22 protein-coding genes are annotated in these 23,486 nt (G+C 44.1%); 15 read left to right on the top strand and 7 right to left on the bottom strand.

Going from position 1 to position 23,486, the window contains the following annotated elements:
• The first annotated feature begins 314 nt into the window (after positions 1-314).
• Positions 315-677 carry a papain fold toxin domain-containing protein gene (locus QZ938_RS11900; RefSeq protein ID WP_293349043.1) on the top strand — a complete coding sequence of 121 codons (363 nt, stop codon included), beginning with the start codon at positions 315-317 and terminating at the stop codon, positions 675-677.
• A gap of 32 nt (positions 678-709) precedes the next feature.
• Positions 710-1,093, top strand: a complete 384-nt coding sequence (locus QZ938_RS11895; protein WP_293349046.1) for a hypothetical protein — start codon at positions 710-712, stop codon at positions 1,091-1,093.
• A gap of 117 nt (positions 1,094-1,210) precedes the next feature.
• Here QZ938_RS11895 and QZ938_RS11890 read toward each other — a convergent pair whose 3' ends face one another.
• Positions 1,211-1,750: a hypothetical protein gene (locus QZ938_RS11890; protein ID WP_293349049.1), complete on the bottom strand. Its 540-nt coding sequence runs from the start codon at positions 1,748-1,750 to the stop codon at positions 1,211-1,213.
• A 152-nt stretch (positions 1,751-1,902) separates the two neighbouring features.
• Here QZ938_RS11890 and QZ938_RS11885 point away from each other — a divergent pair, with 152 nt between their 5' ends.
• A complete protein-coding gene (locus QZ938_RS11885; protein ID WP_293349052.1) occupies positions 1,903-4,308 on the top strand; it encodes a tetratricopeptide repeat protein in 2,406 nt (801 codons plus the stop codon).
• Positions 4,309-4,481: 173 nt separating this feature from the next.
• On the opposite strand, the gene aat is transcribed toward QZ938_RS11885, so the two are convergent.
• Entirely contained in the window at positions 4,482-5,060 is a 579-nt protein-coding gene (aat, locus tag QZ938_RS11880; RefSeq protein WP_293349055.1) for a leucyl/phenylalanyl-tRNA--protein transferase, read from the bottom strand.
• A 64-nt stretch (positions 5,061-5,124) separates the two neighbouring features.
• Here aat and QZ938_RS11875 point away from each other — a divergent pair, with 64 nt between their 5' ends.
• A complete protein-coding gene (locus QZ938_RS11875) occupies positions 5,125-5,454 on the top strand; it encodes a hypothetical protein (RefSeq protein WP_293142731.1) in 330 nt (109 codons plus the stop codon).
• Positions 5,455-5,704: 250 nt separating this feature from the next.
• Here QZ938_RS11875 and rpsN read toward each other — a convergent pair whose 3' ends face one another.
• From rpsN to rseP, 4 genes are all read right to left on the bottom strand, one after another.
• The gene (rpsN, locus tag QZ938_RS11870) at positions 5,705-6,007 is read right to left on the bottom strand and encodes a 30S ribosomal protein S14 (RefSeq protein ID WP_293338232.1); all 303 of its coding nucleotides are present in this window, start codon (positions 6,005-6,007) and stop codon (positions 5,705-5,707) included.
• Between the two features lie 277 nt (positions 6,008-6,284).
• Positions 6,285-6,929, bottom strand: coding sequence for an endonuclease III (gene nth, locus QZ938_RS11865; RefSeq protein ID WP_293349058.1), 645 nt, complete (start codon positions 6,927-6,929; stop codon positions 6,285-6,287).
• A 292-nt stretch (positions 6,930-7,221) separates the two neighbouring features.
• Entirely contained in the window at positions 7,222-8,001 is a 780-nt protein-coding gene (locus QZ938_RS11860) for a Uma2 family endonuclease (RefSeq protein WP_293349061.1), read from the bottom strand.
• A 179-nt stretch (positions 8,002-8,180) separates the two neighbouring features.
• The gene (rseP, locus tag QZ938_RS11855) at positions 8,181-9,281 is read right to left on the bottom strand and encodes an RIP metalloprotease RseP (protein ID WP_293142746.1); all 1,101 of its coding nucleotides are present in this window, start codon (positions 9,279-9,281) and stop codon (positions 8,181-8,183) included.
• A gap of 305 nt (positions 9,282-9,586) precedes the next feature.
• Between rseP and QZ938_RS11850 the strand changes: the two genes are divergently transcribed.
• The 5 genes from QZ938_RS11850 (at position 9,587) to QZ938_RS11830 (ending at position 16,594) form a co-directional block, all read left to right on the top strand.
• Positions 9,587-10,264 (top strand): ATP-dependent Zn protease, encoded by a 678-nt coding sequence (locus QZ938_RS11850; RefSeq protein ID WP_293142749.1) that lies wholly within the window; start codon positions 9,587-9,589, stop codon positions 10,262-10,264.
• 119 nt (positions 10,265-10,383) lie between these two features.
• Positions 10,384-10,935, top strand: coding sequence for a hypothetical protein (locus QZ938_RS11845; protein WP_293142754.1), 552 nt, complete (start codon positions 10,384-10,386; stop codon positions 10,933-10,935).
• 511 nt (positions 10,936-11,446) lie between these two features.
• On the top strand, positions 11,447-12,874 hold the full coding sequence (locus tag QZ938_RS11840; RefSeq protein WP_293349064.1) for an MFS transporter: 1,428 nt from the start codon (positions 11,447-11,449) through the stop codon (positions 12,872-12,874).
• A gap of 845 nt (positions 12,875-13,719) precedes the next feature.
• The gene (locus QZ938_RS11835) at positions 13,720-13,869 is read left to right on the top strand and encodes a hypothetical protein (RefSeq protein ID WP_293142760.1); all 150 of its coding nucleotides are present in this window, start codon (positions 13,720-13,722) and stop codon (positions 13,867-13,869) included.
• A gap of 361 nt (positions 13,870-14,230) precedes the next feature.
• On the top strand, positions 14,231-16,594 hold the full coding sequence (locus QZ938_RS11830) for a tyrosine-protein kinase domain-containing protein (protein ID WP_293349067.1): 2,364 nt from the start codon (positions 14,231-14,233) through the stop codon (positions 16,592-16,594).
• A gap of 267 nt (positions 16,595-16,861) precedes the next feature.
• On the opposite strand, the gene QZ938_RS11825 is transcribed toward QZ938_RS11830, so the two are convergent.
• Positions 16,862-19,321, bottom strand: coding sequence for a CBS domain-containing protein (locus QZ938_RS11825; protein ID WP_293349070.1), 2,460 nt, complete (start codon positions 19,319-19,321; stop codon positions 16,862-16,864).
• A 364-nt stretch (positions 19,322-19,685) separates the two neighbouring features.
• Here QZ938_RS11825 and QZ938_RS11820 point away from each other — a divergent pair, with 364 nt between their 5' ends.
• From QZ938_RS11820 to QZ938_RS11795, 6 genes are all read left to right on the top strand, one after another.
• On the top strand, positions 19,686-20,360 hold the full coding sequence (locus QZ938_RS11820) for a HEAT repeat domain-containing protein (RefSeq protein ID WP_293142775.1): 675 nt from the start codon (positions 19,686-19,688) through the stop codon (positions 20,358-20,360).
• A gap of 338 nt (positions 20,361-20,698) precedes the next feature.
• A complete protein-coding gene (locus QZ938_RS11815; RefSeq protein ID WP_293142777.1) occupies positions 20,699-20,962 on the top strand; it encodes a hypothetical protein in 264 nt (87 codons plus the stop codon).
• A gap of 130 nt (positions 20,963-21,092) precedes the next feature.
• Positions 21,093-22,298 (top strand): transposase, encoded by a 1,206-nt coding sequence (locus tag QZ938_RS11810; protein ID WP_293349073.1) that lies wholly within the window; start codon positions 21,093-21,095, stop codon positions 22,296-22,298.
• A gap of 24 nt (positions 22,299-22,322) precedes the next feature.
• Positions 22,323-22,643, top strand: coding sequence for a hypothetical protein (locus tag QZ938_RS11805; RefSeq protein ID WP_293349076.1), 321 nt, complete (start codon positions 22,323-22,325; stop codon positions 22,641-22,643).
• An 84-nt stretch (positions 22,644-22,727) separates the two neighbouring features.
• The gene (locus tag QZ938_RS11800; RefSeq protein ID WP_293142783.1) at positions 22,728-22,982 is read left to right on the top strand and encodes a hypothetical protein; all 255 of its coding nucleotides are present in this window, start codon (positions 22,728-22,730) and stop codon (positions 22,980-22,982) included.
• 99 nt (positions 22,983-23,081) lie between these two features.
• Positions 23,082-23,441 (top strand): helix-turn-helix transcriptional regulator, encoded by a 360-nt coding sequence (locus QZ938_RS11795; protein ID WP_293349079.1) that lies wholly within the window; start codon positions 23,082-23,084, stop codon positions 23,439-23,441.
• Positions 23,442-23,486 lie beyond the last annotated feature (45 nt).

Here is a 23,486-nt window from a genome sequence, read left to right as displayed (position 1 = left end):
CAGAGTTTAATAAAGTTGGCTTCAGTATTTTTGCACATTCATGGGGCCGCGATTAGGATTCTTTTGCACCCCCAAGGATTTTGGCTCTAATATCTGTATTATATATTGTAGTATATAGATTTTGAGTTGGGGGCGATCGGCAAAATCTCCCATTGACCCTGAAAAGAATCAGAGTTACGCAGGGGTGGTCAGAAACCAGGTTTTTTCTAAGAAGACGCGTTACGATCGGCAAAACCGCAAAAAACCCGGTTTCTTATGTGTCTGTCTATTTTATGCTAGAGTTTTGTATATTTATCTAAGCTCTTAATAAAAAGATGAGCTACTTGTCAAATTTAGAGATTTATCAAGAGATTGGAAATATAGTCAGTCAATTTAAAATTCTTGAGTGCGATCGCTGTGCTGCTGCTGTTATGGAATGGCTAGAACAACAAGGGGTTCAGGGAAAGATTCTGAGACTGAGAACCAAGTATCAAGATGAGGATTATATCATCAGCGAACGTCTAGAACGTCAGGGAGTTACAGAGTCGATTACAGTCAACGGCAAACATTACGGGGTTGAAGTCCGAGGTCTAGTGTTTGATAATTTCTCAACAAATGGAATGTTAAGGGAAGAGTGGATTAAGGATTTTCACTCTCCGAGCGACCAATTTGTTGTGGAAGAAATAGAAAAATTGTAAAATGGAATAATTAGCTAAAGTTAGAGGTAAATATGAGTGGGTTATTAGATATCTTAGAAAAGGTTAAAGCTAGACCGGGGATGTATTTTGGAAAAGCTTCGGTTAGCGATTTGTTTGTGTTTTTGGCGGGCTATAAAACGGCGAGGCGGGAATTGGGAATTGAGCCAACAACACAAGAAAATGAATTTTACGGGGAGTTTCAGACCTGGTTGCAGAAACGATTTCAGGTACAGTCCGTGAATTGTTGGGCCAAAATTATCATGCTTTATTCAGTGGACGAAAAAGAGGGATTTGAGTATTTTTTTCAGTTGCTGGATGAGTTTTGGCGGCGGGGTGAAAGCTTACAGGTTGATGAGGTTGAGGTTAAGGAAGAAAGGGCGATCGCAAATAAGGGCGATCGCTCATTGGCGCTCTAATATTGTGTTTGTCGTTAAACTTGGACTTTTCCCCTCAACCCAGCCGAGAGGCTGGGCTGTTTAACGAGTTGAGCAGGGTGTGATAAAGAGAGTATTCACAGCTCTAAACAGGGTAGTTTAAGTCGGTAAGAAATCTCGTGTAGATAACTGAATAGAGCCGTTGGCTGTTGATACGTTGAGTGCAATAGCTAAGACTTCATTGGGATTGTTCTTCAAAACAATCGCCGTATCATTAGATGAATAGCCATAAGCACTTCCACTTCTGAAATCATATTGAGATAGACTTCCTTGGACTTTGATGTAATCTTCTCGCCAGTTAAAGTCTTCAATGACTGCCCAGCTATTACCGAGGTAGCCTTTTCCGTACGAATCACCAATTACAAAAGTGTCCCAGCCAGAATCACCTCGTAAACGATCGACTTCACCATTGCCATTGGCACTGTACAAAAAACCATCAAGGATATCGTTTCCAGCACCGCCATTGAGATAGTCGTTACCAAGCCCACCTAGTAAATTATCGTTGCCATTGTCTCCATATAGACTGTCATTGCCACCATAGCCAGACAGTAAGTCGTTCCCACCTCCACCATGTATGTCGTCGTTGAAACCAGTGCCAGACAGGGTGTTATTCGAGTTGTCTCCATAAATACTAGCCATACTAAAAACCTCCAACAAAATTTCGTGAATTTGCTCTGAACTGTTTTTATCAAAGCAGTACACACATACACAGAACAAGACTTGTGTATAATGATTCACAAGACTTGGCTGTGTATAAACCTGTGTAGAAGCCTTGCGATGTGCTGAGAATTATGAGCCAACAGCAGTTCACCGAAAGATTTAAGAAACTAACAGATAGGCAGCAGGAGGTTTTATTGCTGGTATTAGCTGGGCAAGAAGATCTAGCGATCGCACAAACTCTACAGATTGTAGAAGGAACTGTCAGAAAACATATTGAGAATATCTGCAAAGTATTTCGGCTCACACCTCGACCGGGCGAGCGCTCAATACGTCCTGAGTTGATTGAGTTGTTCAAGCAATACAGACCAGATTTGGTAAAGATGGGCGATATCCCTGAGCGGGTAAAAGTAACGGAAACAGCCACAGAAAAGAGCAGGCAAGAGCCATGCCCTGCACAAAAACCTTCTTCTGCCGATTTTGTAGGGCGCAAAACAGCGCTCGCAGACCTCAACACCTTGATCGACCGAGCCAAAATCATCGTCATCCAAGCTGCTGGAGGTGTCGGTAAAACCACCTTGGCGTCGGAATATCTCAAATCTCAAAGGTTTGATTTGGTTATAGATATCCAAATGGCAAAGGAAAAGGAGAGCATAACCCCAGTTGAAAGTGTAGTTGAAGAATGGCTCAAGCGAGATTTTAAAGAAGAACCAGGGCGGGAATTTGGGGTGATGCTGGGGCGGCTAAAACGACAACTCCAGACTCGTAAAGTTGGAGTATTAATTGATAACTTAGAACCAGCACTGGATAAACAAGGCAGGTTTATTGAACCCCATCGCCGTTATGTCGAACTGTTGCGAATTTTAGGTGATTCGACGGTGCAGTCGGTGACGTTGATTACGAGTCGCGATCGCTTATGTGACGATGGTGTGAATGTAAAGCATTATCCTTTACCCGGATTAGATAAGCAAGCATGGCAACATTTTTTTAGCAATCGCAATGTCAATATACATACTCCCACTCTCAAGGCGATGCACAATGCTTATGGAGGTAATGCCAAAGCAATGGAGATTTTATGCGGTGCAATCGGACAGGATTTTGATGGAGATATGGCGGCTTATTGGCGGGAAAATAGCGTCGAGCTCTTGGTGAAACCAGACTTAAAAAATTTAGTTACCAATCAATTTAATCGTTTGCAAGAAATTGATTGTCAAGCCTATCAACTTCTCTGTCGTTTGGGATGCTATCGCTATCAGGATGTGCCGAATGTCCCGACTGAGGGATTGTTGTGTTTACTGTGGGATGTTGAAGAAGTACGGCGCAGACGCATTATTGAATCTTTGCGAAATCGCTCTTTAGTAGAGTCTCAAAAAATAGAATACTGGCTGCATCCGATGATTCGGGAAGAAGCGATCGCCCGGTTGAGAGCAAGTGAAGATTGGCAGACTGCAAACCATATAGCAGCAGAGTTTTGGACAGAGAGTGTTAAGGCTGTTGAAACTCTGGAAAATGCACTGAAAGCTTTTGAAGCTTACTATCACTATATAGAAATTAAAAACTTTATTTCAGCGGCAAATGTAATTATTAACCACAGAGCTAATAAATGGGAAGATACAGAGCCTTTGGGGCGCTCATTTTACAGACTAGGCTTATTACAAGAAATGATTTATTCAATTAATTTGATAATTAGTCATATTAAGCCCAGCTATGTTTTAAGCCTACTTCATAACATATTAGGTGATTTATATTGGTTGACTGGCAATATACGACAAGCAATCGCCTCTCACGAAAAATCAGAAATAGTCGCCCATCAATCCTTAGAAAATTTTATTGGTAGCGATCGTATAAAATTTGAGCTAAAAAAATTGACACGACATAGTTTGTTTAATAAAGCTTTATGCTATTTAGAGCTTTGGCAACTTAAAGAAGCTATTGAGCTTTTTGAGAAAGTTCAAATATTGTCTAAAAACGCTCATCCTACTGCTAGTGAGATTGAAAAAGGTTATATAGATGATGCTTTAGTAGACATCTGGTCTTACCTTGCATTTTTGAATTCATGCTTAGGCTCTTTAGAAAAATCTTCTAATTTAGCTAAAAACGCTTACAGTCACCTATTTACAGCAAAGTTGAATTCATGGAGTACAGGATATGCCCCATTGTTTCTGGGTTTAACATATAAAAACCTAGGGGATACTCAAAAATCTTTTGCAATGTACAACAGAGCACTCGCCTATGCTGAAGAGAGTCACTATACTCAGGTTAAGGCTAAAGCTTTCACTGGTCTAGCAGAGCTTTATCGAGAAAAAAGAGATTTTGAGACAGCACTTTCACATCATTCAGAAGCAATAGAAATCCTGGAAAAAATCGGTGCTAAATGTGACTTAGCTGAAGCTTACTATCAGCGTGCTTTAACTGACCAAAAGATGGGTAATACCCAGAAAAGTCAAACTAATTTTCAGGAGGCAATTCAACTATTCAGTGAAATGGAAGCACCTAAGCAAGTTGAGAAAGTGCAACGGGCAATGGAAAATGGTGGATGAGAAAGGTAGAGTGGTATTAATTTTTGGAAAGGATCGCTAATTTCTCCCTCTCCCCCTCTCTCTTTCTTCCCCTCTCGATAGATGTTTATTCCCACTCCAATTAAGGCGTAGGTGATTTTAGCTGCTGCTTGTTTGCGAGACTTGTTTTGTTCCGTCTCCCAAGGATACAATACTTACACCAGCGAACACTTGCGCTTCAAAGCTGCCTGCAAAATAGCATTATATTGTTTCTCTTTAACAGTATAAGCTCCGAATCTTTCGAGGTGCGGATTGTTCATTTGAGCGTCGAAAAGTAGATAAGATCGATCGCGCAATCTCTCCACCAACTTCACCATCGCCACCTTGGAACCCTCGGGAATCTGGTAAAACATCGATTCCCCGATAAATGCGCCACCTATAGACAATCCCAAAATACCGCCCGCCAATTCGTCGCCGCACCAAGTCTCGAAGCTGTACGCCCAACCAGCTTCATACAAACCCCAGTAAATCTGCTTGAGCTCCTTAGAAATCCAAGTTGTTTCTCGATCGGCACAACCCTCAACCACCGCCCCAAAATCGCGGTTCACAGCCACCGAAAACCGATTTTGATTCAAGGCCCGGCGGAGCGATCGCGGATAGGTAAATCTCTCATCCAGGGGTATCAGCGCCCGCTGGCGGCTCGAATACCACCCCAGACTGTCCTCACCATCATTCGCCATCAAGAAGAAGCCTTGCGCGTATCCCTGTATAATTGACGCTATATCATATTGCATAAATTTATCGCTTGTCATTTGGTCGCTAACTTTTCAAAGTCAACATTAGGAATTAGGAATAATCATGTCTGAAACCATCCAACCTATTACCTTGCCGCCGGCCCAAAACCCCGAGCAAGAAGGCCAATGGCTCCAAGAAACGCTGCTGGCATGGCTAGACTCCGAGTTTATCCCAGAAGCAGCCAACCAGCAAATAGCTAAAAGAGCCGCCCAAATCTACCTCCGCCAGCGCATGGAAGGCGAAAACGATTTGGGCAGCCTCGTAATTGCGATCGTCACCGAAATGCAGGCCTATGATTTTTCTAAAAGCTTTTACGGCGAATTTGCGATCGCCAATGCCGTCAGCGATTTATTACTCGAAAGTCTCGGTATCGATAAATGCTGCGGCCAATGAAGCAAGAAGGTTCCGCAACGGATGCAAGTAACGGATGTCTAAAGGAAGAAGTAGGAAGAAGCAAGAAGGACAAAGCAAGAAGGAAGTTTGAGCTGAAATCTGAAACAAAAATAAACCCCAAACATAATCTTGCAGATTATTTATAAGTTTTTTTTCCTTCTTCTTTCTTCCTTTTTCCTTCTTCCTTCAGACTAATGACAACTAACAAATATTAACTGTCAACTGTCAACTGTCAACTGTCAACTGACTTCTACCAGCTAGACTTCACAACACCGGGCAAAAGACCTTCGTGAGCCATTTCTCGCATCATGTTGCGAGACAGTCCGAAATCGCGGTAGTAACCTCTGGGGCGACCAGTAGCCCAGCAGCGGTTCCGCAAGCGAGTCCGCGAACTGCCGCGGGGTAGCTGTTGCAGTTGGCGGTGAATCGCCATTTTGTCCATCTGGTTCGCTGCTTGGTCGAACTGCTCTTTCAGGTCTTCGCGCTTGTCAGCGTACTTGTCTACAAGTGCTTGGCGCTTTTTCTCGCGCTCGACCATGCTCTTTTTGGCCATAATCTGTTGATATCCTTAGATAAATCACAATCTACTATTTTACTATATTTTGGTTGTTTTAGATCATTTTTATTTTAATTACTTTTTTTGTTGACAAGATTTTTGCAACTGGCAAGATGCCTGTTCCACAATTATTTAAGCTTTTTTTGCAACTGGCAAGATGCCTGTTCCACAATTATTTAAGCTTTTTTTGCAACTGGCAAGATGACTATTTCACAATCATTTCTGTTATTTTGTGGGACAGGCATCTTGCCTGTCCCTGAAATTAATAAAACATCTAACTATTAGCAGAAGGACATAAATCTGCAAGTTCGCAAATATGGCAAATCGGCTTTCTCGCATTACAAACTGCTCGGCCGTGATACACCAACCGAATTGACCAATTTTCCCAATCCGGCTGCGGCAACAATAGCATCAAATCCCGCTCGATCCGAATTGGATCGGCGTTTTCAGTCAATCCCAACCGCTGACTCAAACGCTTGACGTGAGTGTCTACCGTCACGCCTTGATGAATATCAAAAGCGTGGGCGAGGACGACATTAGCGGTTTTGCGGGCAACTCCTGGCAATTCTAGCAGCAGTTCCATTTGCTGCGGCACTTGATTGTTGAATTTGTTGACGATCGCCCAACAAGCAGCTTTAATATTTTTAGACTTATTCCGGTAGAAACCAGTCGATCGCACCAGACGCTCCAATTCATCCAAATCAGCATTTGCCAAAGCCTCCGCATCCGGGAAACGCTCAAACAAAGCCGGCGTTACCAGATTTACGCGCTCATCCGTACACTGAGCCGCCAGAATCGTCGCCACCATCAACTGCACGGGAGTTTCGTAGTTGAGAGTGCAAGGGGCTTCTGGATACAGCCGTTTGAGGCGAATTAGAATTTCGAGGGATCTTTGTTTTAAACTTAACTTTTTGGTCATTGGTCATTGGTCATTGGTCATTGGTCAGAAGTCATTGGTCATTAGTTATATTCTTGCCGGTGACATCGGAATTATACAGTGCTGTCCTCGATCGCGAGTCGCGATCGCGAGCGGGGACAGCACTATAAAATTAAAACTGAGATACTCCCAATTTAATCTTATATCATGTCCGGTAAATTAGTATAACAAAAACGGTTTGTAGTGCGGACTTTAGTCCGCATAAGAGCGGACTAAAGTCCGCACTACAAACCTTACTTATTGCGGTCAATCGACCGGACATGATATTACTCATTTACAACTGATTGAGGTCAATCCCCATGTCTCGGAGGCGAGCTTCTAAAGCTTGCGAGCGCGATCGTTCTTGCTCCAGCAAAGCTTCTGCTTGTTCTGCCCTTTGCCGTTCTTGTTCTGCCCTTTGCTGTTCTTGTTCTGCCCTTTGCCGTTCTTGTTCTGCCCTTTGCCGTTCTTGTTCGGCTCTTAATTCTGCTTGTTCTCGAAGTTGAGCGAGTTCCACAAAACTCACAAACGGTGTTCCATCAGGCCTGAATATTTGCAGTTCAGTTTCTGATAGTTGAAACCGCACTCCCATTCTTGGACTTACCCAACCGTTAACTTCTTCGATTGCTTCTAATCCTTGCTCTCGGCGCTCCCATATAGTTAAATCCACATTTGCTGGATTGTACAGATAATATTCTTCTACGCCGTACTGTTCGTAAAATCTCAGTTTTTGGAGCATCGGAGTCAGCCGATTTCCCGGCGACCAAATTTCAAACGCTACTTGCGGCACAATGTTCTCTTCATTCCATTGTTGGTATGAACCTCGATAACCTTTCGGTCTTCCGAAGACTACCATCGCATCTGGCGCTTGAGAAATCTTGTTATTTTCTTCTACTGGATACCACAGTAAGTTTCCCGCTACAAAAACATCAGCCCTGCTGGCAAATAACAGTTCTAAATTTTCTTTGATCCACACGATCAATCTAAACTGTTCGGTATTATCTGACATTGGTTCGCCGTTATCATCTGGATAGATAATCTTTGCTTTTTCGGGAGATTGCAGTTGTGTGACCATTGCTATTTCTCCAATTTTACGGGTTAATTTATATGAGTCAGCAGCCCTCGGCTATGTCATGACTAATGGCTGCTGACCAATCACTAATGACTACCGCAGATCGACTGTCAACTGCCAACGGAGAGGGCAGGCACGGGGGCACTGCCCCTACCACAGATCAACTGTCAACTGTCAACTGACTACTGCTGGCGAAGAGTGCGGATCAAATCAAAGCCCGCCAAATTAGCAGTATCGCGAACTATCAAGAAAATTCCCAAACCCAACAACAGCACCAAACCAGTCTGCATTACATTTTCTTGAAGGCGGTTCGGCAGAGGCTTGCCGCGCAGTCCTTCTATTAACAGAAAAGCTAGCTGACCGCCATCTAAAGCAGGCAAAGGCAAGATATTAATCACAGCCAAATTTATACTAATTAATACCGCAAACTGAAACAAATTCGCAGCATCCGATCGCGCAATTCCTGCACCAATGGCTACAATTGCCACAGGCCCGGACAACTTTTCAGCAGTCTGACTGAAATTGCTAAGTAACTGCCCGAAACCTTGAAACGTCAGCAATACAATTCGCTCAAACTCAGTTGCAGCCTTGCTAAACGCCTCTACAATTCCTGCCCGTTCCCGCACGACGGTACCGTTAGAAGTTAGCTGCACGCCAATCTTACCTTTACCGTCGGGGGACAATTCGGGAGTAACTGTCACCACAAATTTTTGTTCTTCGCGCTGAATTTCTAACGCCAAGGCTTGGTTGGGATGATCTTGGATGGCTGAGACTAGAGATTTGATTGCTTCGCGGTTCGCGCCCAATTCCTTGCCATCAACGGACAGAACAATGTCGCCCGATCGAATTCCCGCTTGTTTTGCCGCCGAACTAACTTCCGCAGCGACTTCCGGGACTTTAACTCCCGGTAGGTAGTTCATAGATGCAGCGCCAACGGTGGTTAATTGCACCACCAGCAGGAAGTAAGCAAAAATTAAGTTGGCAATTACTCCTGCACTAATCACGATCGCCCGATCAATCACAGGGCGGTTGCGTAGCAAATTCGGGTCATTGGGGGGAATAGTGCTGTCTGGATCGTCATCCGGGAAACCCACGAAACCTCCCAGGGGAAAGGCGCGGAGGGCGTACTCAGTTTCCGGGCCTTGGTACTTCCACAGGATGGGCCCGAAACCGATGGAGAAGCGGTTGACGTGAATGTGTTGAAGTCTCGCCGCCAGGAAGTGGCCGAGTTCGTGAACGACTATCAAGATACCTAAAACTGCGATCGCTGCCAAAACTGACATGAAGGATTCCACTAACACTTTTACTTGACTTTGATTTATTTTAATATCTTTTTAATGTAGGCGGCTTGGGATCGACAATTTTCAGTCAAACTGGAAGATGGCATTTTAAGCTAAAGTCCGGGCCCTCGCGCACCGGCCCGCGCGATCTGGCTTGTGTAGATTTTGGTCAAATGTGCGATATACACTACGAAACTCAACATTAGTCCGTAGTCAGTTGTTAGTTGCTAGTTGTTGGTCTAATCACAAATAACCAATAACAAATAACCAATAACAAATAACCAATAACAAATAACCAATTCCCAATAATGAAAGACACTTCTTTGAATATTATCGCTATTTCTATCTTCGCCATCACCGTTTCCATATTATTGGGCCCCCTATTCAACCTACCAGAGGCCGTACCTGCGATCGCCACCTTTTGCCTGTTGGGGCTAGCCACCCTCGACAGTTTCCAGTGGCAAGGTCAAGGCGGTACAATATTAGTAGATTTGCTGGGGGGAAGTTCTAAAGAAAAGCGCGATCGTATCCTCCACCACGAAGCCGGACACTTCCTCGTCGCCCACCTCTTGGGAATTCCCGTAACCAGCTACGCCCTCAACGCTCTTGAAGCATTCAAACAAGGTCAAACAGCCCAAGGCGGCGTTCGATTTGCAGACCAACAACTAGCATCTCAACTCGAAAACGGCACTCTTTCCGTCCAACTTTTAGACCAATACTGCACCGTGTGGATGGCCGGAATAGTCGCCGAAAAAGTTGTTTACGGTAACGCCATAGGAGGAGCAGAAGACCGTACAAAAATTAGCGCAATTTTAACACAACTGCGCCGTCCCGTTTCCGAAATTCAACTCAAACAAAACTGGGGTTCGCTGCGAGCAAAAACCCTAATCGAAAGCCATCAATCCGCTTACGAAGCCCTAGTCGCAGCCATGGAAAAAAGAGCAACCGTCGCTGAATGCTGCGACATCATCCAACAAAATTTGTAGCACACAACTTGTGCACTCTGGCTTCTTCAACCCAGTTTATTTGTAGGTGTCTCACTCAAGCCCGGATTTTGCCTAGAAATCTGGTTTAATAGCATTAATTTTATCGCAATTAAAAAATCATGTCACAATCAAAACTTTTCGCAACCAAACTGCAAACAGCCAACCCCAATCAAGAAAAATTGCTGCGGCTGTTAGGTTTCCGCATCGACCCCGACACCGAAGTACCGAATCTGTATACTCTCATTGTCTGTGGAGAAGAAGAACCGCCTTTAGTAGCTGGCGGTCAACTTGTATTTTTTACCCGTCCACAACTAGCGATTAATGCTCTCAAACTGTGCGATATAGATGTCAGCGAACTGGGAACACCACCCACACAAATAGACGCTATCTGCGACATTGCAGAAACCCTGTACTTGCTCGATGCAGAAGATATTGACGAATCAGGGATTATGCTTAACTGTTTGAACGCGCTGTTAAATTTAGTAAAAGTCACATTAACACCCATGCCCACAAACTACAAACGCGTGCTTTATGCTTTTGCAGACCACCTGAATATTGATGAAGAGTTTGCGAGTTTTTTAGCTGAAGAGGACATCCAGCGTTCGGAGATGGTCAACGCTATTTTATGGTGTGTGGGAGCCATTACCGTCAAATCTAGATTGCTAACCTAGTAATTTTAGATTTGGAATTTTCAATTGAATAATTCACAACATTCAAACATTTCAACTTATTACTTTCAACCAGGTCAGTCCTAGACGCAACTCTCACATTAAGGTACGTTGTTGCGCTTGGGCGATCTTATATTTAAGCGCTCAAACGCAACAAGTGACCCAAAAAATATTTCCATAAAAGTTCCAGTTGCGTCCAGGAATCAAGGATTGCTATAGGTGCATAAGTCCAATTATCAATTACAAATTACCAATTACAAATCACAAATCATTCAAATGTGCGATCGAAATTTCTGTCGCTTGGTGCGGGCGGGTTTATTTCAATTGTTGGTGGGAATTAAAGATTGTTGGTAAAACCTGCCTCTACTATTGAATTACCAATTACTAATTACCAATTACGAAATCTTCAGAAAAGTCCCGATCGCCAAAAAAAAACTTAGTATTACAGCGTAGCGCGAGTTATACTCCATACTGGAAAGACTGCGATCGCCCAAAAATCCCGAAATCAAAGTTTATGAGCAACACTCCGCCCCTTGAAAGGGCCGCCGACAACCCAGAAACCAAAAAACTCAGTTTCTCCACAAAATTAGCATACGGTGCGGGAGACCTTGGCCCCGCAATTACTGCGAATGTTCTGGTGTTTTTCCTAATGTTTTTCTTTACCAACGTGGCTGGTTTGGCTGCGGGGACTGCTAGTAACATTTTGCTGATCGGCAAGGTTTGGGATGCGATAAATGACCCGATTGTGGGGGTTTTGAGCGATCGCACCTCTCACCCATGGGGCCGCCGCTATCCTTGGATGGTTTACGGCGCAATTCCTTTCGGCATCTTCTTCTTTTTGCAGTGGATTGTTCCCAGCAAAGATCCTACGATATTGTTTTGGTACTATGTGGCGATCGGCATATTGTTTAACACCGCCTACACCGCCGTCAACCTGCCTTACACCGCCCTCACCCCAGAATTAACCCAAGACTACAACGAACGCACTAGCCTTAACAGTTTCCGGTTTACTTTCTCGATCGGCGGCAGCATTTTGTCATTAATTATCGCGCAAATTATCTTTGCCTTAGTTAAAGATGACACCCAAAAATACTTAATATTAGGCGCCATCTGTACAGTAATTTCAGTATTGCCTTTGTATTGGTGCTTTTTCGGAACCCGAAAACACGTCCTCTCTCAATTGCAAGACAATCCCGCAGAAGACAATTCAACCTCTTTGCCGATAGGAGAACAGTTGCGGATTGCATTTAACAATCGCCCTTTTTTGTACGTAATTGGAATTTATCTCTGTTCTTGGCTGGGAGTGCAATTAACTGCTTCGATTTTGCCTTACTTTGTCATCAACTGGATGAATCTGCCGCCAGCAACTTTTACCCAAACTGCGATCGCCGTTCAAGGCACCGCACTCGCCATGCTATCTGTTTGGAGTAGAGTTAGCGAACGCTACGGCAAAAAAGCTGTTTATTTTATGGGCATGAGTTTGTGGATTATCGCCCAAGCCGGACTGTTTTTCCTGCAACCCGGACAGGTAGTTCAAATGTACCTCTTAGCAGTTATGGCTGGTGTGGGAGTTTCTACTGCTTATCTTGTACCTTGGTCGATGATACCGGATGTGATTGAACTCGACGAACTCCAAACAGGAGAAAGACGCGAAGGCGTGTTCTATTCGTTTATGGTGTTGCTGCAAAAAATTGGTTTGGCGATCGGCTTGTGGTTGGTAGGCCAAGCATTAGAACAAGCTGGATTTCTCGCTACTGTTCAGGGACAGGCTGCACCTATACAGCCGGATTCTGCCCTGTTCGCGATTCGAGTTGCGATCGGGCCGCTGCCCACAATTGCTTTAATTTGCGGCATGATTCTTACATATTTCTATCCGATTACCCGCGAAGTTCACGCAGAGATTTTGTTGAAACTTCGAGAAAAGAAAGCACAGAATCAGTAATATTCAATAGACTTTAATTGCATTTGTGCTCTCTCTAATCAGCGTTAATGAGCGGTTGTTGTATCAAGGGAATATTTATGCAATGCAAGTCTAATGAGTATCACAAAATAACACTTGTCAAAAGCTCATCCGGCTCAGATTCCAGAACAATTACCAGATTGCTTGCCAACTATTTGTATCCTCTTACCCGAAAGAATTGGTTGAAAGCCGGAACCCTTGTATGGAGAAATTAAAATCCGACTATTCATTAATCCAATCCTCTTCCTTCCTTTGTCAAGTGCTGCCCCAAGTCAACTGTCAACTGAATGAAGAACGTGTTATAAACCAATACGGTTAACTTAACGCTTTTTGACGAATTTCCGATCGCTATTTTATAGGCAATACAGGCATTTTTTGCAAGTCAGATTGTTCTTAAGTTAACCGTATTGTGTTATAAACCTCTTTCATCGGTTAATCCCAAAAAACACCCCGTTGCGGGTTTCCGGCTAATATTGATATAGCTCTCATAGGATGGCGAATCATAGCGATGGTTTTAGCAAGAGTGGAAAAGCCCAGAAACCCCATGTTTCAGCGACAAAACATCACATCGCCCAGCGCCATCCGCCCGGTAGCAAAACCCAGAAGCCTTGAGTTTTTCCAAATGTCGATCGACTTTGTATTAACAAAATATTAATTTTTATGTCGTTTGCCCATTATATAGATCGGTGGGTGATATGATGTTATCGCAGTTTAATTATATAAACTTAAAAGGCGATCCAGATCTTAAAAAAATTGACAATTAAAAGATAAAGACAGATTTTTGTCGGAAATTGATTGGATTAGTTGTCGTTCCACAAATCGGCCCAATGGTGTTAATTATATCTACGTATAAAATGCAAAACTTTTTAGCCGATCGGTTCGTGGGTAAGTTAACAGGTAGTGCAGCTATTGGTGGCGATCGCAAAAATGGCAGAGATGACAAGGCAATACCAGGGCGATCGGCCACCGAGGTGTGACGTAAAATTGTAAAATTGTAAAATTTTGGTAAAGTTGTGCGGAAGCTGCGAAGAAGCTCAGCGACATCCGAAAAAGTAGGTAGAGTCACCCATAAACCCTGAATACAAGCAGAACACAGCCACCAGAAATACAGTTGGAGACAACTCTCTATTCAGTTAGTAAAATAACTTTTGCAGTCGGTACAAGATATGAATTTAGTTATTTTTGTATATTATGTGAAAGTAGTGAGAACTATTGGCAGGAAACAGAACCAACCAACCCAGAATCTCCTGTGATATCCTGAAGTCAAGGGTGAAAGCATCAACCAGAAGGCTCGCAGAACCAAGCTGATTTTACCAAAACAATATGAAAGAGGTCAACATGGAAAAAGAACAGGACGCTCATATCGTACCAATTAGCAACCAGAGCAGACAGGTGCAGCAATTTCCCGTTGACGAGGGAGAAGAGTTAAGTGGCGCACCCCAGAAAGGATTGAATCTAAAGCCCTTGTTCAGGACTTTTCAACGACAAGCCCTAGTCATCATTGCGATTGTAGCTCTAGCAGGCGGTGGAGTTTATTATAAGGTCAAGGGAGGCAAGAAAACATATCAAGGCGATTTTCGGATACTGGTGGAACCTGTGACAACGGAGGCAAGACTTACCGACGCATCTGCCCTCGCCAATCGCGGTGAGGGGGGTGGAGTGCCTAATCGAGAATTTTTTAGTTTGGACTATCCAACTCAGCTTCAAATTCTCCAGAGTCCTCAGATGCTGTCGGCCATTACCAAACAAGTCCAACAAAAATATCCAAAAATGACCGAGGAACTTCTTAAAAAAGGATTACTCGTGTTGCGCCTCGGAGAAAATGAGTTGACGCAAACTAAAATTTTGGAAGTTCGTTTCCTCGGGCAAGAGCCTGACTTAGTTCAGTTCGTTTTAGAAGAAACTAAAAAGAAATATTTAAAGTACAGCCTTGACGAACGCAAGACTCGCATTGGTCAAGGTGTTAATTTTATTGAAAACCAGCTTCCGGGACTCAACAAGCGCGTAAATGACCTGAAGTCTGAGTTACAGATGATACAGCAGCAGCAAAAAATTACCGATCCTAAAGAACAAGGCGCGCAATTGATCGTGCAAGTTCGCGCTATGGAAACTTTAGAGTTAGAAACTCAAAGGCTGCTCCAGGAACAGAAAATGCTGTACGCTAACTTGCAAAAACAATTAGATTTTACACCAAATGAAGCTATTGCGGCTTCAGCTTTAAGTGAAGAACCTCAATATAAAGAGTTGCTGACCAAGGTTAAGGAAGTAGAAGGTCAGATTGCTGTAGAAACAGCTCGGTTTAAATCTGCTAACCCGATAGTGGAAGCTTTAGAGCGCAAGCGGGCAAATTTAGTAGCTTTGCTCAACAAGCAAACCGATCGCATTTTGGGGCAAAATTTGGTAGGCTCTCAAGCCAATTCTAAAGTTCAGAATTTTCAAAACTCGATTCGCATAGGCTTGATCAAACAATTGGTGGATACTGCGAACCAAGTTCAAGTCTTAGAAGCTCGCAGTCAGGCGATCGCCCAAAGTAAAGAAGAGTTGACCCGAAAATTAAGAGATTTTCCGATTGTAGCTCGTCGCTACAACGAACTGCAACAGCAATTAGACATAGCCTCCACCAGCCGCCAGCAACTTTTAACTCAGCGGGAAACTCTGCGCGTCCAAGCAGCCCAAAGCCAAATACCTTGGGAAATTATTTCTCAACCCCAGATACCAAAAGATCTCAAATCAAACAAATTCATTCCAGTTGCCTCGAAAAGTACAAACAACTTTGTGATGGGAATTTTTGGAGGACTCGTGTTAGGCCTGGGAGCGGCTATTCTTATTGAAAAAATCCGCAACATTTTCTACTGTGCTGATGACATTAAAGATGCGTTTGATGCGCCTTTATTGGGAGTAATTCCTCGTGACAAAAATGCTAAAAAATTTCCGCCTTCTATTGCTAATGCCTATGCTTATCTTGAAGGCAAACAGGGGAATCATAAAAATGCTTCGGAATTTATAGAAGCTTTTGACTCTCTTTATACTAATATCCGCTTTCTTTCTTCAAATCGAACGATTAGCTCTTTGGTAGTTGGTTCGGCTACAGTTGGCGAAGGCAAATCTACCGTTGCTTTAAACCTAGCCCACGTGGCAGCGCTGGCGGGTCAGCGAGTGCTGTTGGTAGACGCGAACTTGCATTCGCCCAGCCTGCACAGGCTGTTGGAACTGCCTAATGTCAATGGATTGAGCAACTTGCTAGAAAATAAAAATGAACCGGATGAAATTATCCAGCGATCGCACCTAGCAGATAATCTGTTTGTATTAACAGCCGGTATTCCTGTCCCCGGTACTGCCAGACGGCTTGCCTCATCTCAAATGCAGTATTTAATGGAAGAACTGCACGCCACATTTGACTTTGTTATCTACGATACCCCACCGCTGGTTGATAGTAAAGATACGAATTTTTTAGCGGCGCGCACAGATGGAATACTGATGGTTGTATCAGTTCGCCAGGTGAAGTCTTCTGTAGTCAAAACAGTTTTCAGTCAATTAGAAAATTTTGGCATACCCTGCTTGGGCACCGTGGCTAATAATCCTACCAAAGGCAAGAAGTATCAAATATCTAAAGCATCATCACTCGTGGAAGATAAACATGAATATTTGAATTTGACACCAGTACCGTCAGGCATCCACAAACTAGCTCCCAAAAAAGAATGAGATTCTGTTGACAGTTGACAGTTGACAGTTGACAGTTGACAGTTGACCGTTGACCGTTGTAGGGGCAGTGGATGGTGCGTGCCTGCCCTCTTAGTTGACAGTTGACAGTTAACAGTTGACAGTTGACAGTTGACAGTTGACAGTTGACCGTTGACCGTTGGTATAAGAGTAAAAAAGATGACCCACCCCAAAATTTTAGACTCCTGTTCAAGTTCCCAGATTCAATGCTGCAAGTCAATCTCAGATCTAAAATCGGCTGGTAGCGGACTAATTCGCATCTGGCTTGGTGGGAAATGTGACGGTAAAATTAGTCCAGCCCTTGCTGCTTTCAACCTCAATTTTTCCCTGTAACTGTTCCACAAGTTTTTGAACCAAAGCTAAACCCAAACCTGTACCTCCTTGTTTCCAGGGATCGGCATTGGGAACTCGATAAAATTTATCGAAAATTCGAGGCAATTCTTCGATCGCAATGGAAGATTGATTGCTGAATGTAAATTGAATTTCCGAAGCCCTAACACTTGCTTGTGCGGAATTTTTCCCGCTTTCTGCTTTTTCCCCGTCTCCCTTTTTGTACTCAACTTTCAAAGAGATTTCGCCCTCATTGGCAGTATACTTGCAGGCATTGTTGAGGAGTTCTGCTAAAATTCGTCCCAAACTAGCGCGGTTGGAACTGATCGTGGGGAGGTGGCGATCGAACTCTACTCGCAAATGCTGGTGGCGGTTCTGGGCTCGGGTGTAAAACGGGTCGATAATCGTAGGCAGCCACACATCTAAGTTTACTGGTTCGAGGTCGATCGGACAAGTTGCTGCTTCGAGCCGCTGCAAATCGAGCAAAGCATTAATTAAATCGGTTTCCCTAGTACATTCTGTTTCTAAAATTTCTAAATAAATCTGGCGTCGGTCTGGTGTGGGAGAAATTCTCAGCATATGAATAGCCATTTTCATATTAGATAAAGGCGTCCGCAATTCGTGAGAAACCGTGCTGAGAAATTCATCTTTTAGAACGTTTAAATGCTGGAGTTCCTGCACTTTTTGTTGCAATTGGGTGGTGCGTTCTTGGACTTGGCGTTCGAGGTCGGTGTTGAGATTTTGTACTTGCTGGTAGAGTTGGGCTTGCTGAATGGCGATCGCGATTTGAGTTGCCAGTTGCAGCAGCAAATCCAATTCCGAAGCCTGCCACTTCCGGGATTTGGAACACTGATGGACGCACATCATCCCCCACAAATTGCCGTCTTGCAAAATTGGTACAATTAAATAAGCTTTGATTTGCGCTTGCTGCAACCGCGCATAATTTTCGGCACTCAAACTAGCTTTGTCGATGTCTGGGACGGCATAGATCTCCTGTTCGATCGCAAATGCAGCTTCCTGCCAAATATTGTCTGGCATGATTTCTCCCAAGATAGAAGACCACTTGGGGGCAACGGATTCTGCCACAAAAATGCCAAAATTGCTCGACTCCCAACGCACGATCGCTACTCTGTCGGCTTGCAAAACTTGCCGGACTTCATCGACGCTGGCGTTGAGAATTTCTTCGAGGTTTAAGGATTGGTGAATCCGGAAGGAAATTTGAGTTAACAGCCGATCGCGCTGCGCCTGTTCGTGGAGTTTGGCAGTCCGTTCGCGCACCTGCTGTTCCAATTTAGCATTGCGGCTTTGCAGCAGTTCCAATTTTTCCGATTGCAGTTGATAAACCGACTGCTGCAACTGTTTGACAACTCGGTACATTTCTGTCGGATCGAGGACTCTGAGCAAGCTGGTTTGAGTAATAATTCCCAGCAGTTCTCCGCGCCCGCCGCACACCACCAACCGCTGCACTTGTTGCTGCTGCATTTGTTTGTGCGCCGTCCACAGGGAATCGGAAGGTTCCAGAAATTGCAGGGGAGTTCTCATGACTTTTTGAGCTGGAGTTTGCTCGAAATTTAGTTCGAGATACTGTGCTTGCACGATGTCGTATTCGGTAACAATTCCCAAAGGTTGGTGAAAGGAATAGTGAAAAACGGAGGTAGAGTCCTCTTTGGGCTTCTCCATTGTTAATTCTTTGTTTTTGGTAATGACTACGCAACTGACTTGATGCTCGGACATCAGTTCGCTGATGCTCAGCAGCGAGGCGGTGTGGGGCGCTGTAATTGGCGTAGTCATCAATTCTGCTACCCGCCGCAATTTGAGAATGTTGGAAGGTTGCAATACTTGGCGAATTCTTTCCCGCGTCAGCACTCCTACCAAGTGCCGGAATTGATTGACAATAGGCAAATAGCGAATTCGGTGCTGCCGAAATAACGATAAAGCGGTAAACACGTCTTGATCGTCGGATTCTGTGAGAGAAACCGACACCGGAGACATGACTTCGGCAATTGGTATTTTGTGCAGGGCTACTTTTTGCAGGCTGTTTATTTTCCCAGAAGCAATCAGCCTCACCAAGTCGGCGGGGGTTAATATGCCGATTAACAGCCCGCGACTGGGGTTTTCGGATAAGTTGCCTGTGGCGATAGTCTGCTGGTTCTGCACGACGAGGACGCAGCGGGCCCGCACCTTGTCCGGCGGTGATGATTCGCTCATCGCCCCCTTGTCTGAGGGTAAAGGCCCTTTGACTAGGGGACAACTGTTTTGCAACTGACTCATCAGGGCGATCGCCACTGCTAAGGAAGTTTCTGGCCCGGCAGTTAGGGGGTAGCGGTCGATCGCTTGTTCTAAGGCTGAGGAGTAAAAGGGCGGGTGATAAAAGGGCATAGTTAATTGCAGGTGATCGGAGGACGGCTAAGACCATTTTCGATTTTTGATTTTCGATTCGGAATAGCTTATTACATAACGGTTTGGAGCTTCCCTAGAGTTCCATTATTTTGTGAAAATGGTATAAAAATCGGGCAAAGCCTTAGGGAACGGCCCAAACACCTCGCCTGTCCTGGAATTTTAAATAATAGACTTGCTCATTTATTATTTTCGTGCAATTTGAGCTTTAGATTAATAGTCTCACTAATCAGTAATTTCACTGAGTTCAAATCCTGGGGCGGTTTTTACTGCCTGCTTTTTTCCTGAGACTCCCCTATAATCAAAATAAGCCGAATGTAAAGTTTTACTACAAAATTTACCGATAATGACAACTTTAAGCTTAGAGCAAATTGCAGCCAAGTTAGAAAGCGAAAACTCAGCCGATCGCATGGTGGCTTTGGCTAACTTACGAAACGTGTCGGCTGAAACGGCTGTACCTTTGATTAAAAAGGTGTTGAACGACGAAAGTTTGCAAGTGCGATCGATGGCTGTGTTTGCTCTCGGAGTCAAACCGACAGCAGAGTGCTATCCCATTCTAGTCAAATTGCTAGAAACTGACCCGGACTACGGGATTCGCGCTGACGCTGCTGGCGCTTTGGGCTATCTGGAAGATATCAGAGCTTTTGAGGCTTTGGTGCGCGCTTTTTACGAAGATACTGAATGGCTGGTGCGCTTTAGTGCGGCGGTTTCTCTGGGAAATCTCAAAGATCCGCGGGCTCGCGACGTGCTGCTGAAAGCTCTCGACTGCGAACAAGTGGTGATCCAGCAGGCGGCGATTTCGGCTTTGGGCGAAATTAAGGCAATTGATGCGATCGATCGCATCCTCAACTTTGCTCAGTCAGAAGATTGGCTGATCCGTCAGAGGCTGGCTGAAGCTTTGGGCAATTTGCCGAGTGTGAAGAGTGTTTCGGCTTTGAAATACTTAGAAAAAGATAAAAATTCTCAAGTAGCTGAGGCCGCAACATTTTCTCTCAATCGCTTAGAGAAAACAGAAGCCTAAAATTTTTTAGAGGCGGGTTCACCAAAAATCTGTAAAAGCAGTAGAATCAGATAAACCCGCCCAGCCCTCTTTGCGATGTTTTAAACAAGTTATTAGACTTGAATTGCCTAAATCTTTGATTGATAGAACAACCGCAGATGCAGGGCAGATAAACACAGATAAACGCAGATGTTTTTCAAGACAAGAGAGTGAATGAGGGCGAGAGCAGTCCTTGCAGGAGTCGTAAAGTTTTTTACCCCACCCCAACCCTCCCCTTATTAAGGGGAGGGAGTAAGAAATTCACAAATGATTTAGGATTGCTATAGAGGTTTTTTGATTGTGTTGGAAGAGGGAGTTAAATGCCGTACAGTCAATTTAGCCTCGAACAAATTAAGAGAAATTTTGGCATAACTTTTACTAGGAGGGTTGGCTTGTTTGCCGACATCCCCGAAATAGAACCCAGCATTTTTTTGCAAGAAACTTTGCAATTCAATCTACCTTTAGCACTAGAAATTAATTCCGATAAAGCTCGCTCCGAGCTAATTGTCGCGCCGATATTAGTTGAAATCAAAAAACGGCTGCCGGAACGGATGAGTTTATTTTCAGGTAGAGAGTTCAACTAAAACAGCAGGAGTCCCGCACCAAACACGGTACGACCTTGAGTGACGGGAGGAATGCGCGTGAGGCTTAAGAGCTGAACAAATTATTTATAAACGCAGACAAAATTTCTTCAATGCGTGATAGAATTATGCCATGAAACAAGTCCTGACAGTATCTTGCAAACTCCAAGTAACGCCTGAGCAGTCCATCAAAATTGATGCAACACTTCAGGCGTTCGCGAATGCTTGCGAATATGTGAATCAAACTGTATCGCCAACTCTGACAAACGAATTGGCGATGCAATCCTTGATATATCACGATGTCAGAGATATGTTTGGACTTTCGGCGCAGTTGGCAATCCATGCTATCAGACGGGTTTCTGGTAACAGAAAAACAGCCAAAAAAGATGGTTCGCCAGTCAACAAGTTTGCTCCTACTAGCGTCACTTACGATGCTCGTATCTTTTCTTTCAGGGAAAAAGATTGGACGGTAAGTTTGACTACTATTGTTGGTAGGGAGCGGTTTGCACTGGCCATCGGAAACTACCAACTTGGATTGTTGAAAGGTCAAAAACCCAAGACTGCTACTTTGTGCAAACGGAAAGATGGTAGTTACTATCTGAACATTCAGCTTGAGTCTCAGCCAGTCGAGCCTCCACCAAGCGATCGAGTTTTGGGCTGTGATTTGGGTAGGACTGACATTGCAGTTACTTCCGATGGAGATACATTTAGCGGTAAAGAAACTACCAAAGTTAGAAATCATTATGCCAAGTTGAGAGCAAATATCCAGCGAAAAGCCGCGAAAGGCACTCGCAGTTCTCGGCGCAGATGTCGAGAATTGTTGAAACGGTTGTCGGGCAAGGAAAAACACTTTCAGACTTGGGTAAATCACACCATCAGTCACCGTATCGTAACCAGCGCGAAACACAAAAAACAAGTTATAGCTTTGGAAGATTTGACTGGAATTAGGGAGCGGACTAATCAGCAGCCACGCTCGAAAAAAGAGCGAAGACTTAGCAATAGCTGGGCGTTTTTCCAGTTGCGCCAATTCCTAATCTACAAAGCCATAAAGCATAGCGTAAAGATTTTGTTTGTTGAGCCTAGATACACTAGCCAAATGTGCCACAAATGCAATCATATTCAGCCCGTACAGGGTGAATCTTATAGAAACGGCAAAAAGTTTGCTTGTGGTCATTGTGGATGGAAAGGTGATGCAGACTTAAACGGCAGTAAAAATATTGCTGCTATTGGGGCTTTCGTAAATAAGCCTGAAGGTTCGAGATTATTTTGCAATGTGCAAGATCATTTCAGGGCTATTGAAAGCCCACACTGTACCTGTACTCAGGTCAGTGATGGGTAATTTACTGTAGACCCTGCTAGGGGTTTGAGCGGTTATTGCTATTTTCTAATTAGCCGATCGCCCGAACAGCTAGTCATTGAATCCCCAGTCATCGCTTTGGTTGAAGCAAAAAACGACAACATTCTATCCGGCTTGGGGGAGTGCATGGCAGAAACGATCGCAGCACAAATATTTAACCAGCGTCAAGAAAATAACATTCAGACAATTTATGGAGTTGTGACAACTGGGAGTATCTGGAAATTCTTTAAGCTAGAAGGAATTGCGATCGAGATTGATACCGACGAATATTTTATCAATAATGTTTCTAAAATCCTCGGTATCTTAATAAATTTTATCGAGTGTTGAGTAAAATTCTGAATGTATGATGTAAGCTGTGATGGCAAATCGCAAGTTAAAATAGTTGTTTACATCCTTTAACCATAACTAGCCATGAATCAAGCACCGAATCCTTTTAACTCAAATCCATCCGATCCGCTAGACCCCTTAGAGCAACAACTTGACGATCGAGGTGAAGAGTTGCCGAGGCAGTACCACCCAGCTACTAAAAAAACTCTCCAAAAATTATTTTTGATTCTGATAGTTGTCGGAGTAGTGATTGGTGGGGTTCTATCTGTAGGCGTGATTTCGCTGATGCAAAAAGCCGGATTGACTGATGTGCCGGCGCGGGTACAGAATCCGAAGTAATATCTACTCGGAAGGATATTTCAATCATAAATGCAACTATTTTCTGGGATGAAGCTTGAGAAAGTATGATGTTTTGTATGGATTTTTTCAAAATAATTGATGCTTAAAAATTCTAGGGCTACGCCCGATCGCCTCCCACCACCGCAGATTTCCGAAAAATTGGTCTCCGCTGGCTTTCACGCTCTTTCTGACCCCCTGCGGATTCAGATTCTGGAGTTGCTGCGCCAACAGGAGTTGTGCGTTTGCGACTTGTGCGATCGGCTTGGAGTCCCTCAGTCTAAACTCTCTTTTCACCTCAAAACCCTAAAAGAAGCCGCTTTAGTTCGCAGCCGCCAAGAAAGCCGCTGGATCTACTACAGCCTCAATTTAGCTCAGTTTCTCGCCCTGGAAGAGTACCTCGCCGAGTACCGCCGCTTGAGTCAGATGCTGCCGGCGCGCCCTTGTTCCGATGCGGGTTGACATATCAATATTTCTTGATTAGCAAGATCTGCGTTAAAGTAACCG

Source organism: Microcoleus sp. CAWBG27 (assembly GCF_020883145.1).
Lineage (GTDB): Bacteria > Cyanobacteriota > Cyanobacteriia > Cyanobacteriales > Microcoleaceae > Microcoleus.
This window is presented reverse-complemented; position numbering and strand designations above follow the sequence as displayed.